This window comes from Pseudomonas sp. LAMO17WK12:I10 (assembly GCF_900215185.1).
In the GTDB taxonomy this organism is placed as follows: domain Bacteria; phylum Pseudomonadota; class Gammaproteobacteria; order Pseudomonadales; family Pseudomonadaceae; genus Aquipseudomonas; species Aquipseudomonas chlororaphis.
Genome location: NZ_OBDX01000052.1, coordinates 1 through 16,701 on the forward strand (window position 1 = coordinate 1; position 16,701 = coordinate 16,701).

At 62.9% G+C, this 16,701-nt stretch carries 11 protein-coding genes; 5 read left to right on the top strand and 6 right to left on the bottom strand.

Annotated features, from left to right (window positions below; translation table 11 throughout):
* On the bottom strand, positions 1–205 hold a 205-nt coding region (locus CRO75_RS31220; protein WP_143504280.1), incomplete at its 3' end, for a helix-turn-helix domain-containing protein.
* A gap of 71 nt (positions 206–276) precedes the next feature.
* On the opposite strand from CRO75_RS31220, the gene CRO75_RS31225 reads away from it, so the two are divergent.
* A complete protein-coding gene (locus CRO75_RS31225; protein ID WP_097140457.1) occupies positions 277–663 on the top strand; it encodes a DUF3077 domain-containing protein in 387 nt (128 codons plus the stop codon).
* A gap of 105 nt (positions 664–768) precedes the next feature.
* On the opposite strand, the gene CRO75_RS31230 is transcribed toward CRO75_RS31225, so the two are convergent.
* The 5 genes from CRO75_RS31230 to CRO75_RS31250 all read right to left on the bottom strand — a co-directional run bounded on the left by CRO75_RS31230 (position 769) and on the right by CRO75_RS31250 (position 9,893).
* Positions 769–1,935, bottom strand: coding sequence for a putative zinc-binding peptidase (locus CRO75_RS31230; RefSeq protein ID WP_097140459.1), 1,167 nt, complete (start codon positions 1,933–1,935; stop codon positions 769–771).
* 201 nt (positions 1,936–2,136) lie between these two features.
* Complete coding sequence (ligA, locus tag CRO75_RS31235) at positions 2,137–4,503, bottom strand: NAD-dependent DNA ligase LigA (RefSeq protein ID WP_097140461.1); 2,367 nt, start codon at positions 4,501–4,503, stop codon at positions 2,137–2,139.
* A gap of 129 nt (positions 4,504–4,632) precedes the next feature.
* Positions 4,633–5,481, bottom strand: a complete 849-nt coding sequence (gene zipA, locus CRO75_RS31240; protein ID WP_009042941.1) for a cell division protein ZipA — start codon at positions 5,479–5,481, stop codon at positions 4,633–4,635.
* Between the two features lie 261 nt (positions 5,482–5,742).
* Entirely contained in the window at positions 5,743–9,231 is a 3,489-nt protein-coding gene (smc, locus tag CRO75_RS31245; RefSeq protein ID WP_097140463.1) for a chromosome segregation protein SMC, read from the bottom strand.
* Between the two features lie 2 nt (positions 9,232–9,233).
* A complete protein-coding gene (locus tag CRO75_RS31250) occupies positions 9,234–9,893 on the bottom strand; it encodes a GntR family transcriptional regulator (protein WP_009042939.1) in 660 nt (219 codons plus the stop codon).
* A gap of 268 nt (positions 9,894–10,161) precedes the next feature.
* Between CRO75_RS31250 and xdhA the strand changes: the two genes are divergently transcribed.
* The 4 genes from xdhA (at position 10,162) to guaD (ending at position 16,286) form a co-directional block, all read left to right on the top strand.
* Positions 10,162–11,616 (top strand): xanthine dehydrogenase small subunit, encoded by a 1,455-nt coding sequence (gene xdhA, locus CRO75_RS31255; RefSeq protein ID WP_097140465.1) that lies wholly within the window; start codon positions 10,162–10,164, stop codon positions 11,614–11,616.
* Positions 11,609–14,008: a xanthine dehydrogenase molybdopterin binding subunit gene (gene xdhB, locus CRO75_RS31260; RefSeq protein WP_097140467.1), complete on the top strand. Its 2,400-nt coding sequence runs from the start codon at positions 11,609–11,611 to the stop codon at positions 14,006–14,008. The genes xdhA and xdhB overlap by 8 nt, the downstream gene beginning before the upstream one ends.
* A gap of 106 nt (positions 14,009–14,114) precedes the next feature.
* Entirely contained in the window at positions 14,115–14,957 is an 843-nt protein-coding gene (gene xdhC / locus CRO75_RS31265) for a xanthine dehydrogenase accessory protein XdhC (RefSeq protein WP_097140469.1), read from the top strand.
* A 24-nt stretch (positions 14,958–14,981) separates the two neighbouring features.
* A complete protein-coding gene (gene guaD, locus CRO75_RS31270) occupies positions 14,982–16,286 on the top strand; it encodes a guanine deaminase (RefSeq protein ID WP_097140471.1) in 1,305 nt (434 codons plus the stop codon).
* Positions 16,287–16,701 lie beyond the last annotated feature (415 nt).

Here is a 16,701-nt window from a genome sequence, read left to right on the forward strand (position 1 = left end):
TGCCCTTGGTGCGCGGCTTTATGCGTGTAATCCCCGCCAGCTTCAAGGCTTTGGCAAAGGTGTCGGGATGAGCGGTGATACCCGTTTCAGCGTGGAATGCATCCGCTAATTCAGCTTGGCTGGAGAAGGGATGGGCTTGTGCAAGCTTGACTAGCATTGGGTACTGCTCTGCGGTAATCGCGGGCGGGCGTCCGATTCTAGGCATGACTTCGAGGCTGTCCAGGCAGAAGAAATGGTAACTTTAGTTTATTTTGTCTACACCTTCTAGGTACCCACATGAAAAAGCTCGTCCCCGACCCGCCCTTCACCACCCCGCGCCGATTACGCGACCCTGAACTGGATGCGGCGAATGCCTCCCTGCTCCTGTCGCTCCATGACCAGAAGCAACCGCTGCTGGCGCAACTGAAAGAAACCCGCAGCCAGCCCTTCGGCCTGCATGACGCCCAGCAACGGCCGCTGTTCGCGGTGCAGGCCGGGGTGAATGCCGAAGAAGCCTTGATGCACGTCTCGCTATTGCTCAAATGCGCCGAAGAAGTCTCGGATGAAATCACTGAACAGGGCAGCGGCATCGAACGCGGGTTGATCTGGTCCATGGTGCATTCCGTGGAGATGGCTCGCGCGGTGGTCGATGCCTTGCTCGATGGCGTGCGCACCAGCCGCTGATCGCGATCCAGGGGCTTGCTTGCGATGCAGGCGACGCGGTCCGGAAGCAGACCGTGGGGATGCCATCGCGAGCAAGCTTCGCTCCCACAGAAGCAGATGGTGAGCTCAGGCTTGTTCGAGTGCTGCGTCGGCCTTGCCGCCGGCTTGTTGGATCACCAGGTGGATGAAGTGCAGCTTGGCGATCACCGCCGGCGGCAGGATGAAGGGATAGAAATCCGGCTGGCCCATGCTGCGCGACAGTTCGTTGAGCATGCCGGCCAGTTCGATCCAGGCGTTAACAAAAGAGAGGAACGCCGGGCCGCCAGGGTGCTGCGGGTCATACAGGGTATCCAGCGGGAACGGCTGGTAGTCGAAGTCCATTTCCCGGGCGCTCATGCCGAAGCCCAGCGCGGTATCGACCGCGTCCATCATGTGCAGGTAATGGGCCCAGGTTTCCGCCCAGTCCTCCCAGGGATGCATGGTGGCGTAGGCGCTGACATAGGTCTGCGACCAATCGTTCGGTGCGCCCTGCTGGTAATGCCGGTCCAGGGCTTCGGCGTAGCTCGCGCGTTCGTCGCCGAACAGCGCGCGACAGGGTTCCAGCCAATGGCTGCCTGCGATCAGGCGATCCCAGTAGTAATGCCCCACCTCATGCCGGAAGTGGCCGAGCAAGGTGCGATAGGGTTCGCGCATCTGTACCCGCACCTGCTCGCGATACGCATCGTCGGCCTCCTTGATGTCGAGGGTGATCAGGCCGTTGGCGTGGCCGGTCATGGGCGCCCTGCCCTGCAGATCGACACCGACAAAATCGAAAGCCAGGCCGGCCTCTTCATCCTCGGCCTTGGCGATCAGCGGCAAGCCCAGGCTCACCAGTTGCGCCACCAGGCGGCGCTTGGCGATTTCCACCATGCGCCAGCGCTCGGGGTTTTCCGGCACGCCAAGATCGGGAATGGTCCGGTTCAGCCTGCACGCCACACACAGGGTAGCGGCGCCATGCGCAGGCAGCAGCCAGTTGCAGGCCGCCGGGGTATCGAGGTTGGCGCAACGCCGGAACAACCCGGCTTGCGGATCGACGTCCAGCCGCCAGGTATCGGCCTCCGGTCCTGGCTGCAGCGACGACAGGCGACTCTGCTCGGGCTGATAACCCAGGGCCGCCGAACAGGCCAGGCACTGACTGTTGCGAAAGAACAACGACTGCCCGCAGCGACACCGCCAGACCTTACTGTTGCGGCTGTCTTCACGGACAAAGGGTGCGGCGATACGGGAACTGAGCTGTTCGAAGAAGCGGTACATGGCGATCTCTCCCTGGGCGTGCCAAGACTAGATCATATGGACGAGATGATCGTTCCATCACCTTCAGGGCGTTCCTGCCGGGGAACGCCATTCCATGTAGCCGCTACCGCAGGCTGCGACAAGGTCCGCAGGACCTTCCGGCGCCCAACAGAGCAACGCCCGCTGCGCGGTCGATCGCCGCCTTCGGCAGCGGCTACAGGGTTATACCGAGATACCGTGCTGGCCGAGGAAGGCCACGAAGGCTTCTTCGTCCAGCACTTTCAGGCCCAATTCGTTGGCCTTGGCCAGCTTGGAGCCGGCACCGGGGCCGGCCACCACGCAGTGGGTCTTGGCCGAAACGGAACCGGCGACCTTGGCGCCCAGGCTTTCCAGCTTGTCCTTGGCCACGTCGCGGCTCATCAGCTCCAGCGAGCCGGTGAGCACCCAGGTCTGGCCCGCCAGCGGCAGCCCTTCCACCACTTTCTTCTCGCTCTGCCAGTGCATGCCGAAGGCTTGCAACTGCGCCTCGATGGCCAGTGCCCGCTCGGCGTTTTCCGCGATGTCGAAGAACTCGCGCACGGCCTTGGCCTGCTTCTCCGGCAAGGTCTGGCGCATGTCCAGCCAGTCCGCCTTGACTACACCATCGAGGGTGACGAACTTGTCCGCCAGTTTCTGCGCCGCGCCCGGCCCCACCGATGGAATGTTCAGCTTGTCGAGCATGCCACCCAGGGTGGTGCTGGCAGCGAACTCGGCGCCCAGATCGCCCTGATCCTGCAACTGCAGCCCGCACTGCTGCGGATCGAGCAGGGCACCGATCACCTGCTGGTTATGGCTGTCCTCGAAGAAGCTGTGAATCTCGTGAGCCACTTCCAGGCCGATATCCGGCAGGTAGGTCAGCACTTCCGGCAAGGCCTGCTGCACGCGCTCCAGCGAGGCCAGGGAGCGCGCCAGGACCTTGGCCGTCTCCTCGCCCACATCGGGAATGCCCAGGGCGTAGATGAAACGCGCCAGGCCCGGCTTCTTGCTGTCTTCGATGGCCTTGAGCAGCTTGTTGCTGGAGACCTCGGCGAAGCCTTCCAGATCGATGATCTGCTCGTACTTGAGCTTGTAGAGATCGGCCGGCGAACCAATGAGCTTTTCGTCCACCAGCTGTTCGATGGTCTTGTCGCCCAGCCCTTCGATATCCATCGCCCGACGGGAAACGAAGTGAATGATCGCCTGCTTGAGCTGCGCGCCACAGGCCAGGCGACCGACGCAGCGGTACACCGCGCCTTCGCTGATGGTTTCCTTGCCCTTGCTGCGCTTGATCAACTGCGTGCGCTCGACATGGGAGCCGCACACCGGGCAGGTTTGCGGGATATGCACCTTGCGCGCATTTTCCGGACGACGCTCGGCGACCACCTGCACCACTTGCGGAATCACATCGCCCGCCCGGCGGATGATCACGGTGTCGCCGATCATCAGGCCCAGGCGCGCCACTTCGTCCATGTTGTGCAGGGTCGCGTTGGAGACGGTGACACCCGCCACCTTGACCGGTTTCAGACGGGCCACCGGGGTCACCGCGCCGGTGCGGCCAACCTGGAATTCCACGTCCAGCAGCTCGGTCAGCTCCTCCATCGCCGGGAATTTATGAGCGATCGCCCAGCGCGGCTCGCGAGCCCGGAAGCCCAGTTCGCGCTGCGAGGCAATGCTGTTGACCTTGAACACCACACCGTCGATTTCATAAGGCAAGCCGTTACGGCGCTCGCCGATATCGCGGTAGTAATCCAGGCATTCGTCGATACCCTTGGCCAGTTTCAGCTCGCGACTGACGGGCATGCCCCAGCGCTTGAGCTGCTCCAGGTTGCCGATATGGGTGTCGGCGATATCCGCAGTAACCTGGCCGATCCCGTAGCAGCAGAATTCCAGCGGGCGACTGGCGGTGATCTTCGAGTCCAGCTGGCGCAAGCTGCCGGCCGCGGCGTTCCGCGGATTGGCGAAGGTCTTGCCGCCAACTTCCAGCTGCGCGGCATTGAGCCGCTCGAAACCGGCCTTGGACATGTACACCTCGCCGCGCACCTCCAGGGTCGCCGGCCAGCCACTGCCGTGCAGCTTCAGGGGGATGTTGCGCACGGTGCGCACGTTGACGCTGATGTCTTCGCCAGTGGTGCCGTCGCCGCGGGTCGCGCCGCGCACCAGCACGCCGTCCAGATACAGCAGGCTGACCGCCAGGCCATCAAGCTTCGGCTCGCAGCTGTATTCCACCGCCGCCACGCCACCGAACAGGTCGCCTACCGGCAGGTCGAGCCCCTCGGTCACCCGGCGATCGAACTCGCGCATGTCGGTTTCTTCGAAGGCGTTGCCCAGGCTGAGCATGGGGATTTCGTGGCGCACCTGAGTAAAGGCCGAGAGCGCCGCGCTGCCGACGCGCTGGGTGGGCGAGTCGCTGCTGACCAGCTCCGGGTGTTCGGCCTCCAGTGCCTTGAGCTCATGGAACAGACGATCGTATTCAGCGTCCGGAATGCTCGGCTCGTCGAGTACGTGGTAGCGATAGTTGTGCTGATCCAGCTCAGCGCGCAGCTCAAGAATGCGGGTTTCGGCGGAGGTCATGGTGTTCTCTCAAAAAGCAAAAGAGCAGCCTAGGCTGCTCAATATTTGTCTGGGTGGGCCCTTCGGCCCTATCGCGAGCCCGCTCCGACAGGCCAAGGGTTATGCCGGAACGGCTGGCTCGCGAAGCGCTCAGCGCTTCTGGGTCAGGGCGCGACGTTCGAATTCGACGATGCGCTGACGGTAGTGCTCGATGGTCTGGGCGGTCAGCACACTGCGCTGGTCATCCTTCAGCTCGCCATTCAGTTCCTGGGACAGCTTGCGCGCCGCGGCCACCATCACGTCGAAAGCCTGTTTCGGATGACGCGGGCCTGGCAGGCCGAGGAAGAAGCTCACCGCCGGGGTGCTGAAGTGGTCGATGTCATCCAGGTCGAATACGCCCGGCTTGACCGCGTTGGCCATGGAGAACAGGACTTCGCCATTGCCAGCCATGCTTTCGTGACGGTGGAAAATATCCATCTCGCCAAAACGCAGGCCGCTTTCCAGGATGTTCTGCAACAGCGCCGGGCCCTTGAAGCCGCCGGAGTCACGGCAGATCACGCTGATCACCAGCACTTCTTCGGCTTGCGGCTGGTCCTTGTCCGCGTAACCGGAAGCCTTGGTTTCATCCGGGAAGTCGTCGTCGCGGCTGCTGAAGCTCGGGCCGCCGTCCAGATCCAGGTTGAGGTTCAGGTCGCCCTGTTGTGGCTCGCTGGCACGCTTGCCACGCTTGGAACCGGATTCGCGTGGTTCGCGCGCCGGCGCGCTCATCGACGGCAGGTCGTGCTCGTCGAGTTGCGGTTCCTTATGGGTATCCAGCACGCGGGGCGGGCCCAGCAGTTCGGCACTGCTGTCGTCGTCCGGCAGGTTGGACAGGCTACGATCCAGGCGGAATTTCAACTTTCCTTTGCCGCCGCGCATACGGCGCCAGCCATCAAAAAGAATACCGGCAATGACAATGATGCCGATGACGATCAGCCACTCGCGCAGACCGATTTCCATGTAATCCCGTGCCTCTATGAAAAATGCTGAAAAATAAGAGGTTTAGCAAACTGCAAACCGCTTTAAAACGTGGCGCCAACTCTATGTTCTGACTGGCCTTTTGCCCACGTATAGGAAAAATTGACATTAAACTAGCACGACCAAAGACAACTTTACACCGTCTGTCGCAACGGCTTCATTCAATATGTCGATCAGCCAGTACTCGGCACAGGTAAAAACCTCTTACTTGTCACTTACATACCGGCTTTGGTCGCCCGGATATCAGGCGTCCACCATCGCCATCGCCTCCTCGACATCCACTGCTACCAGGCGCGAACAGCCGGGTTCATGCATCGTCACGCCCATCAATTGATCGGCCATTTCCATGGCGATCTTGTTGTGGGTGATATAGATGAACTGCACCGTCTGCGACATCTCTTTAACCAGCCTTGCGTAGCGTCCAACGTTAGCGTCATCCAGCGGGGCGTCAACTTCGTCGAGCATGCAGAACGGCGCCGGGTTCAACTTGAAGATGGCAAATACCAGCGCCAGGGCCGTCAATGCTTTCTCACCACCGGACAACAAATGAATGGTGCTGTTCTTCTTCCCTGGCGGGCGTGCCATGATCGTTACCCCTGTATCGAGTAGATCTTCGCCCGTCAGTTCCAAATAAGCGCTGCCGCCACCGAAAACTTTTGGAAAGAGCGCCTGTAAACCGCCGTTAATCTGATCAAAGGTATCCTTGAAACGATTACGGGTTTCCTTGTCGATCTTGCGAATCACGTTTTCCAGGGTTTCCAGGGCTTCCACCAGATCGGCGTCCTGGGCGTCCAGATAACGTTTGCGCTCGGACTGCTGCTGGTACTCATCGATGGCCGCGAGGTTGATCGCCCCCAGGCGCTGGATACGCGCGGCAATCCGCTCGAGTTCTTCCTCGGCCTCTTTCTCGCTGGCCTGCTCGGTCAACGTGGCGAGCACGCCCTGCAAGTCGTAGCCGTCTTCCAGCAACTGGTCCTGCAAGGTCTTGCGACGCACGCTCAGGGCCTGCCATTCCATGCGCTGCTGTTCGAGCTGGCCACGGATCAACTGCGATTGCTGCTCGGCCTGGGTCCGACGTTTTTCCGCGTCGCGCAATTCGCGGTCGGCATCTTCCATGGCGATCTGCGCGCTCTTGAGCTCGACGTCGACGGTCATGCGTTTTTCCAGCAACTCCTCGAGCTTCAGGCGCAGCTCTTCCAGCGGTGCGGCGCCCTCCTCCAGGTTCAGGCTGAGCTGTTCGCGCTTCTCCGTCAGGCGTTCCGATTGCAGCTCCAGGCGCTCCAGGGCCTGGCGGGTGGAATCGTGCTGAGCCTTGAGCGACCCCAGGCGCACCGCCAACTGATGAGCGTGATCCTTGTGCTGGCGCGCCTCCTGGCGCACCCGATCCAGGCGTTCGCGCAAACTGTCGCGCTGGGCCAGCAGCAATTCGCGCTGCTCGGTGTCCAGGGCCATGCTGTCGAGGGCTTCCTGCAACTGCAGACGGGCTTCGCCCACCTGCTCGTGCTCCACAGCGCGCTGCTCGCCCAGCTCCGCCACTTCTTCATCCAGGCGGGTACGGCGCAGGGCCAACTGCTCGGCCTTGGCCTTGCCGGCGGAAAGCCTGGCTTTCAATTCACCCTGCTGACGGGCTTCGTCCTGCAACAGACGGCGCAGGTGTTCGCGACCGTTCTCTTGCTGGCGCTGTTGCGCACGCAGGTTCTGCAACCGGGTTTCCAGATCTTCCACGCTGGCTTCGCGCTCGTCGCGCTCCAGGCTCAGTTGTTCGATTTCCTGGTTGCGCGCGAGCATGCCGCTTTCCGCTTCGCTGGCGCGGCGCACCCGCAGAAAATGCCGGCCGACCCAGAACCCGTCACGGCTGATCAGGCTCTCGCCGGCCGCCAGTTGGCCACGCAACGCCAAGGCCTGCTCAAGGTTTTCCACCGGCTTGACCTGGCCCAGCCAAGGCGCCAGATCGACCTGGGCATCGACCTTGTCCAGCAGGCTGCCAGGCATCCGCGCGCCCTCGCCCGCCAGCTGGAGCAGGCGCAGGTCGCCCTGCTCGAAGCCGGCCAGGTCGAAGCCGGCAAAATCGTCGACCAGTACCGCTTGCAGGTCGGCGCCAAGCACGGTTTCCACCGCCAGCTCCCAACCGGCCTCGACCTTCAAGCCTTCGGCCAGCCGCGGACGCTCGGCCAACTGTTGCTCCTGCAACCATTGCGCCGCGCCGGTCCCCGGATTGAGCGCCGCCTGCTGCAAAGCCTCCAGCGAGGCCAGGCGCCCATTGAGACGCTGCAATTCGCCCTGGGCCTGCTGCTGGGCCTGGGTCGCCTGATGCAGTTCCTGGCGTAGTTGCTCCAGGCGCTCGACTTGAGCGTCTTCGCTGGCCTGCAAATCTTCCAGGGTCGCCTCGCTGGCCGCGAGTTGTTCATTGAGTTCGAGGATCGCCGCGTCTTCCGGGTCGGCGGCGAGCAACGCGCGCTCCTCCACCAGACGCCGCTGGCGCTCGCCCAGGCGCTCCATGCTGCCTTCGAGCTGCTGGATACGCGACTGCTGCACCTCGGCCTGGCGTCGCGGTTCGGCGGATTTGAGGTTGAAACCGTCCCACTGCTCCTGCCAGCCGTGCATGGTGGTTTCGGCTTCTTCCAGGGCCGCGGCAGCCTCTTCGGCGGCGGCGCTGGTGACTTCCTGCTCGGGCTCGAGCATTTCCAACTCTTCACCGAGGGTGGCGAGCAAGGTGCGGTCGTGGCCCAGGTGGGATTCGGTCTCCTGGCGTGCACGCTCGGCTTCGCGCAAGTCGTCCTGCAACTGGCGCAAACGCTGCTGGCCGTGCTGGATGCTCTGCTCGACCCGGGCGATATCGCCGCCGACCGAATAGAAGCGCCCCTGCACCAGATTGAAGCGCTCGGACAGCTCATGGTGACCGTCGCGCAGGCGCTCGATGGCGGCGTCGGCATTGCGTTGCTCCGCCACCAGGGCTTCAAAGCCGACTTCCTGGTTGCCGATGATCGATTCGCGCTGGCCGACCTGCTCGTTAAGCTCCTGCCAGCGCAGTGCCGACAGCTGTGCCTTGAGCTGGCGCTCCTCGGCTTTGTATTCCTGGTACTTCTCGGCCGCCTGGGCCTGGCGGTGCAGGCGTTCGAGCTGGCGTTCCAGCTCTTCGCGCAGGTCGGTTAGGCGCGCCAGGTTTTCGTGGGTACGGCGGATGCGGTTCTCGGTTTCCCGGCGGCGCTCCTTGTACTTGGAAATCCCGGCGGCTTCTTCGATGAAGTTGCGCAGGTCTTCCGGCTTGGCTTCGATCAGCTTGGAGATCATGCCCTGCTCGATGATCGAGTAGCTGCGTGGCCCCAGGCCGGTGCCGAGGAAGATGTCGGTAATGTCGCGACGGCGGCACTTGGCGCCGTTGAGGAAATAGCTGTTCTGGCTGTCGCGGGTGACCTTGCGGCGGATGGAGATTTCCGCGTAGGCCGCGTACTCGCCGACCAGGGTACCGTCGGAGTTGTCAAAGACCAGCTCAATGCTGGCCTGGCTCACCGGCTTGCGGCTGGTGGAACCGTTGAAGATGACGTCGGTCATCGACTCGCCGCGCAGGTTCTTGGCCGAGCTCTCGCCCATGACCCAGCGCACGGCGTCGATGATATTCGACTTGCCGCAACCATTGGGCCCGACCACCGCCGCCATGTTACTGGGGAAGTTCACTGTGGTCGGGTCGACGAAGGACTTGAAGCCCGCCAGCTTGATGCACTTGAGCCGCACGCTCAGGCAACCGTCAAGGCGGCGACTACCAGGTCGCAACTGCGCCGGGCATAGGCCGTCAGCACCAGGCGGATCGTCGGCAGGTCACGGGCCAGCACGGCGGCCAGCAGTTGCTCGAACAGGTCGAGGAATTCGCTCATTTCCGCCTTGCGCTGCTCCAGGGCCAGGAAATAGGCACGGCTCATCGCCGGCTGCAGGTTCTCGACGGTTTCCTGCAGGTACGGGTTGTCGGCGAACGGGTAGGCGGCGCGCATCACGTTGAAGCTGTCTTCGACGAAACTGCGGATGTCCTGGCGCTCGTAGGCGGCGATCAATCGTTGTTGGATCTGCAGGAACGGCGCCATGTCGGCCTGCAGTTCCCAGCCGTTGGCCACCGAGTTGCCCAGCAGGATGTACAGCTCGCTCATCAGGGTGCACAGGCTCTGCACCTTGTGCGGGGTGAGTTCGGTCACATGGGCGCCACGACGCGGCAGGATGGCGATCAGGTGACGGCGCTCGAGGATCAGCAGGGCCTCGCGGACCGAGCCGCGGCTGACGTTGAGGGCCAGCGTGACCTTCTGTTCCTGAATGCGCTCCCCAGGCTTGAGCTCGCCGCGAATGATGCGTTCGGCGAGGTGGTGAGCGATTTGCTCGGCGAGGCTGTCCGGCGCCTTGAACGTCATGGTTTTCCTTCAAACTCTTAGATCGGTACAAGCGGCGCAGTGTAGCGCAATTGCTACCTCATGGCGGAGTGCCCAAGGGCCTGAATTTGGCACGGAATAAGCAAAAGGCACTGCGGCCCGGGAGGGTCAATACTGTTTGAAAGCGCTTGTTGATCGGCAAAAAACGATTTCCTGACCATTAAGTCAGAAAATCATTGACCGAAAAGTCAGACATGACTAAATTCGGCCCACGTCGGTTACCAACAATAATGAGTCTGCGAGGCCTTCCGTGATCCAGTTTTTACTCAACCAGGAACTCCGTAGCGAGCACAGCCTGGACCCGAATCTGACCGTGCTCAATTATCTGCGCGAGCATCTGGGCAAGCCCGGCACCAAGGAAGGCTGCGCCAGTGGCGACTGTGGCGCCTGCACCGTGGTGGTCGGCGAATTGCAGACCGACGACACGGGCACGGAGCATATCCGTTATCGCAGCCTCAACGCGTGCCTGACCTTCGTCTCGTCGCTCCACGGCAAACAGTTGATCAGCGTCGAAGACCTCAAGCACCAGGGCCAGTTGCACAGCGTGCAGAAAGCCATGGTCGAATGCCACGGCTCGCAGTGCGGCTTCTGTACGCCGGGCTTCGTCATGTCGCTGTTCGCCCTGCAGAAGAACTCCGAACAACCCGACGCGCACAAGGCCCACGAGGCCCTGGCCGGCAACCTGTGCCGCTGCACCGGCTACCGTCCGATTCTCGCCGCCGCCGAACAGGCCTGCTGCGGCAAGCAGCCGGACCAGTTCGACGCCCGCGAAGCCGAGACCATCGCGCGCCTGAAAGCCATCGCCCCCAGCGACACCGGCGAACTGAACAGTGGCGACAAACGTTGCCTGGTACCGCTGACCGTATCCGACCTGGCCGACCTGTATGACGCCTACCCGCAAGCCCGGCTGCTGGCCGGCGGCACCGACCTGGCGCTGGAAGTCACGCAGTTCCACCGCCCGCTGCCGGTGATGATCTACGTCGGCAACGTCGCCGAAATGAAACGCATCGAACGCTTCGACGACCGCCTGGAAATCGGCGCCGCCACCGCCCTCTCCGACTGCTACGACGCCCTCAAGGCCGAATACCCGGACTTCGGCGAACTGCTGCAGCGCTTCGCCTCGTTGCAGATCCGCAACCAGGGCACCCTGGGCGGCAACATCGGCAACGCCTCGCCCATCGGCGACTCACCGCCCTTGCTGATCGCCCTGGGCGCGCAGATCGTCCTGTGCAAGGGCAACACCCGCCGCACCCTGTCCCTGGAAGACTATTTCATCGACTACCGCGTCACCGCGCGCCAGGAAAGCGAGTTCATCGAGAAGATCATCGTGCCGCGGGCCAGCGCCCAGCAGCTGTTTCGCGCCTACAAGGTGTCCAAGCGCCTGGACGACGATATTTCCGCGGTCTGCGCGGCCTTCAATCTGCGTATCGAGAACGGCGTGATCGCCGACGCCCGCGTGGCCTTCGGTGGCATGGCCGCCACCCCGAAACGCGCCAAGCACTGTGAGGCCGCGCTGCTCGGCGCCCCTTGGAGCGAGACCACCGTCGAACGTGCCTGCGCCGCCCTGGGCGAAGACTTCACCCCGCTTTCGGACTTCCGCGCCAGCAAGGAATACCGCCTGCTCAGCGCCCAGAACCTGCTGCGCAAATACTTTATCGAACTGCAAACACCGCACATCGAGACCCGGGTGACCGCTTATGTCTAATCATCACAAAGTCGAGAAGACTCAAGCCGAACTGAGCGCCCTGTTTCAACAGGACCTGGCCACCGGCGTCGGGCGCAGCGTCAAGCACGACAGCGCCGCCAAGCATGTGTCCGGCGAGGCGGTGTACATCGATGACCGGCTGGAATTCCCCAACCAGCTGCATGTGTATGCACGCCTCTCGGACCGTGCCCACGCGAAGATCCTCAGCATCGACACCGCGCCCTGCCATGCCTTCGACGGCGTGCGTATCGTCATCACCCACAAGGACATCCCGGGGCTGAAAGACATCGGCCCGCTGCTGCCCGGCGACCCGCTGCTGGCCATCGACGACGTGCAGTTCGTCGGCCAGCCGGTGCTGGCGGTGGCCGCCCGCGACCTGGAAACCGCGCGCCAGGCGGCCATGGCCGCGGTCATCGAGTACGAGGACCTGGAGCCGGTCCTGGACGTGGTCGAAGCCCTGCGCAAACGCCACTTCGTCCTCGACAGCCACACCCACCAGCGCGGCGACTCGGCCAAGGCCCTGGCCAGCGCCGAGCATCGCCTGCAGGGCACCCTGCACATCGGCGGCCAGGAACACTTCTACCTGGAGACCCAGATTTCCTCGGTGATGCCCACCGAAGACGGCGGCATGATCGTCTACTGCTCGACCCAGAACCCCACCGAGGTGCAGAAGCTGGTGGCCGAGGTGCTGGACGTGTCGATGAACAAGATCGTGGTCGACATGCGCCGCATGGGCGGTGGTTTCGGCGGCAAGGAAACCCAGGCCGCCAGCCCGGCATGCCTGTGCGCGGTGATCGCGCACCTCACCGGCCAGCCGACCAAGATGCGCCTGCTGCGGGTCGAAGACATGCTGATGACCGGCAAGCGCCACCCCTTCTATATCGAGTACGACGTCGGTTTCGACAGCACCGGGCGCCTGCATGGCATCCAGCTGGAACTGGCCGGCAACTGCGGTTGCTCGCCGGACCTGTCGGCCTCGATCGTCGACCGGGCAATGTTCCACGCCGACAACTCGTACTACCTGGGCGACGCCACCATCAACGGCCATCGCTGCAAGACCAACACCGCGTCGAACACCGCCTACCGTGGTTTCGGCGGCCCGCAAGGCATGGTCGCCATCGAGGAAGTGATGGACGCCATCGCCCGCCATCTCGCCCTCGACCCGCTGGCCGTGCGCAAGGCCAACTACTACGGCAAGACCGAACGCAACGTCACCCACTACTACCAGACCGTCGAGCACAACATGCTCGAAGAGATGACCGCCGAGCTGGAAGCCAGCAGCCAGTACGCCGAGCGCCGTGAAGCGATCCGCCGCTACAACGCCGGCAGCCCGATCCTGAAAAAGGGCCTGGCGCTGACCCCGGTGAAATTCGGTATTTCCTTCACCGCCAGCTTCCTCAACCAGGCCGGCGCGCTGGTGCACATCTATACCGACGGCAGCATCCACCTCAACCACGGCGGCACGGAAATGGGCCAGGGCCTGAACACCAAGGTGGCGCAGGTGGTGGCCGAGGTGTTCCAGGTAGAGATCGACCGGGTGCAGATCACCGCGACCAACACTGACAAGGTGCCCAACACCTCGCCGACCGCCGCCTCCAGCGGTGCCGACCTGAACGGCAAGGCGGCGCAGAACGCAGCGGAAACCATCAAGAAACGCCTGGTGGAGTTTGCCGCCCGGCAGTACAAGGTCAGCGAGGAAGACGTAGAGTTCCACAACGGCCACGTACGGGTCCGCGACCAGATCCTGAGCTTCGAGGAACTGATCCAGCAGGCCTATTTCGCCCAGGTCTCGCTGTCCAGCACCGGCTTCTACAAGACCCCGAAAATCTACTACGACCGTGCCCAGGCCCGTGGCCGGCCGTTCTACTACTTCGCCTACGGTGCCGCCTGCGCCGAAGTGATAGTCGACACCCTGACTGGCGAGTACAAGATGCTGCGCACCGACATCCTGCATGACGTCGGCGCCTCGCTGAACCCGGCCATCGACATCGGCCAGGTGGAAGGCGGCTTTATCCAGGGCATGGGCTGGCTGACCATGGAAGAGCTGGTGTGGAACGCCAAGGGCAAGCTAGAGACCTGCGGCCCGGCCAGTTACAAGATTCCAGCCGTTGCCGACATGCCTTTGGATTTGCGCGTGAAGCTGGTGGAAAACCGCAAGAACCCGGAAGACACGGTGTTCCACTCCAAGGCCGTGGGCGAGCCGCCGTTCATGCTCGGCATCGCCGCCTGGTGCGCGATCAAGGACGCCGTGGCCAGCCTCGGCGATTACCGGCACCAGCCAAAGATCGACGCGCCGGCCACGCCGGAACGGGTGTTGTGGGGCTGCGAGCAGATGCGCCAGTTGAAGGTGGCGAAGGCCGTGGAGACCAAGGCGGAACTGGCTTCCCTGTAAATCCCATCGCGAGCAAGCTCGCTCCTACAGATATCGCACCCTCCTGTAGGAGCGAGCTTGCTCGCGATGACGACATTGCAGACGACAACGTTGCAAGAGGTGAAACATGTACAACTGGATCAGCGCCCTCGCCGACCTGCAAACCCGCGGCGAACCCTGCGTGCTGGTGACCATCATCGAAGAGCTGGGGTCGACGCCACGCAATGCCGGCTCGAAAATGGTCATCAGTGCCACCCGGAGCTTCGACACCATCGGCGGCGGCCACCTGGAATACAAGGCCATGCAGATCGCCCGCGAGATGCTCGTCAGCGGCAAACAGGACACCCACCTGGAGCGCTTCAGCCTGGGCGCCAGTCTCGGCCAGTGCTGCGGTGGGGTGACGGTGTTGCTGTTCGAACCCATGGGCCAGGTCCAGGCGCAGATCGCGGTATTCGGCGCCGGCCATGTCGGCCGCGCGCTGGTGCCGCTGCTGGCCAGCCTGCCGTGCAAGGTGCGCTGGATCGACTCGCGGGAACAGGAATTCCCCGAGCAGATCCCCCAGGGCGTACGCAAGATCGTCAGCGAAGAGCCCGTCGATGAAATCGATGACCTGCCCGCCGGCAGCTATTGCATCGTCATGACCCACAATCACCAGCTCGACCTGGAGCTCACCGCCGCGATCCTCAAGCGCAACGACTTTGCCTACTTCGGCCTGATCGGCTCGAAGACTAAACGGGTGAAGTTCGAACACCGCCTGCGCGAGCGCGGCTTCGACAGCGGCGTGCTGCAACGCATGCGCTGCCCGATGGGGCTCGGCGAAGTCAAAGGCAAGTTGCCTGTGGAAATCGCCATCTCCATCGCCGGCGAAATCATCGCCACCTATAACGCCAATTTCGGCCAGCACAGTGCCCGCGCCGAACCCATTGCCAAGCTGCTGCCGGCCTCGCGCCGCAGCCACGCCACTCATTAAAAAGCCACGAACCGAGACTGCCTCATGCCTCTGACTCGCAAAGCCTACCGTGCCGCCATCCTGCACAGCATCGCCGACCCCGCCGAGGTCGGCATCGAAGCCTCCTACGAGTATTTCGAGGATGGCCTGCTGGTAGTCGACAACGGCCAGATCAGCGCCCTCGGCCACGCCAGCGAATTGCTCGCCAGCCTGCCCGCCGATATCGAGATCACTCACTACCAGGATGCGCTGATCACCCCAGGCTTTATCGACACCCATATCCACCTGCCGCAGACCGGCATGGTCGGTGCCTATGGCGAGCAGTTGCTGGACTGGCTCAACACCTACACCTTCCCCTGCGAAAGCCAGTTCGCCGACCAGGCCCATGCCGAGGAAGTGGCTGGGATTTTCATCAAGGAACTGCTGCGCAACGGCACCACCACCGCCCTGGTCTTCGGCAGCGTGCATCCACAATCGGTGAATGCCTTTTTCGAAGCGGCGCAGAAGCTCGACCTGCGAATGATCGCCGGCAAGGTGATGATGGACCGCAACGCCCCGGACTACCTGACCGACACCGCCGAATCCAGCTACCTGGAAAGCAAGGCGCTGATCGAGCGCTGGCACGGTAAGGGCCGTCTGCACTATGCAGTGACGCCGCGTTTCGCCCCGACCAGCACCCCGGAACAACTGACCCTCGCCGGGCAATTGCTCGGCGAATACCCCGACCTGTACATGCAGACCCACATCAGCGAGAACCTGCAGGAAGTCGAATGGGTCAAGGAGCTGTTCCCCGAGCGCAAAGGCTACCTGGACGTGTACGACCACTACCAGTTGCTGGGCGAGCGCTCGGTGTTCGCCCATGGCGTGCACCTGTGCGACGACGAATGTGCGCGCCTGGCGCAGACCGGCTCGGCCGTGGCCTTCTGCCCGACCTCGAACCTGTTCCTCGGCAGCGGCCTGTTCAATCTGCCGATGGCCGAGAAGCACAAGCTGAATGTCGGCCTGGGCACCGATGTCGGCGGCGGCACCAGCTTCTCGCTGCTGCAGACCCTGAACGAAGCCTACAAGGTCATGCAGTTGCAGGGCGCGCGCCTGAGTCCGTTCAAGTCGCTGTACCTGGCCACCCTCGGCGGCGCGCGCGCACTGCGCCTGGAAGAGCGGATCGGCACCCTGCAGCCAGGCACCGACGCCGACTTCCTGGTGCTCGACTACAACGCCACGCCGCTGCTGAGCTATCGCCTGAAACAATCCAAGAGCATTGCCGAGACGCTGTTCGTGCTGATGACCCTGGGTGATGACCGCACCGTGGCGCAGACCTATGCCGCGGGCAATCTGGTGCACCAGCGCTAATCCCGGAAACGAAAAATCCCCCGCCTCATGCGCTGAGGCGGGGGATTTTTTTATCTGCTGTAAACCCTGTAGGAGCGAGCTTGCTCGCGAAAAGATCGCCAAGGATGACGAGCTTTGGCAGACAGGTCGCCGCTTCGCGGCTATCGCGAGCAAGCTCGCTTGTATGTCTTAAGGTGGGCCTGTCGGGGTGGAGGGACTTAACTCGCTTCTGCAAGCCAGACGGTAGGAGAATTCCCCCACTCTCGCGTTCATCACAAGCGCCGATAAGGAATCCATCGGCTTGAGTAGCCCCTCAAGACCGACCATATCTACAAGCCTGCGCCAAACGCGAGTCCCCGACAGGTCGTTTTATCTTGTCCGCGGGAGCGTCTCATGACAATACAAACACCCATCGTTGGCATCGATGTCGCCAAAG

Coding starts and splice junctions, on each gene's coding strand:
- CRO75_RS31225 (WP_097140457.1), top strand. CDS start 277: ATGAAAAAGCTCGTCCCCGACCCGCCCTTCACCACCCCGCGCCGATTA.
- CRO75_RS31230 (WP_097140459.1), bottom strand. CDS start 1,935: ATGTACCGCTTCTTCGAACAGCTCAGTTCCCGTATCGCCGCACCCTTT.
- ligA (WP_097140461.1), bottom strand. CDS start 4,503: ATGACCTCCGCCGAAACCCGCATTCTTGAGCTGCGCGCTGAGCTGGAT.
- zipA (WP_009042941.1), bottom strand. CDS start 5,481: ATGGAAATCGGTCTGCGCGAGTGGCTGATCGTCATCGGCATCATTGTC.
- CRO75_RS31250 (WP_009042939.1), bottom strand. CDS start 9,893: ATGACGTTCAAGGCGCCGGACAGCCTCGCCGAGCAAATCGCTCACCAC.
- xdhB (WP_097140467.1), top strand. CDS start 11,609: ATGTCTAATCATCACAAAGTCGAGAAGACTCAAGCCGAACTGAGCGCC.
- xdhC (WP_097140469.1), top strand. CDS start 14,115: ATGTACAACTGGATCAGCGCCCTCGCCGACCTGCAAACCCGCGGCGAA.
- guaD (WP_097140471.1), top strand. CDS start 14,982: ATGCCTCTGACTCGCAAAGCCTACCGTGCCGCCATCCTGCACAGCATC.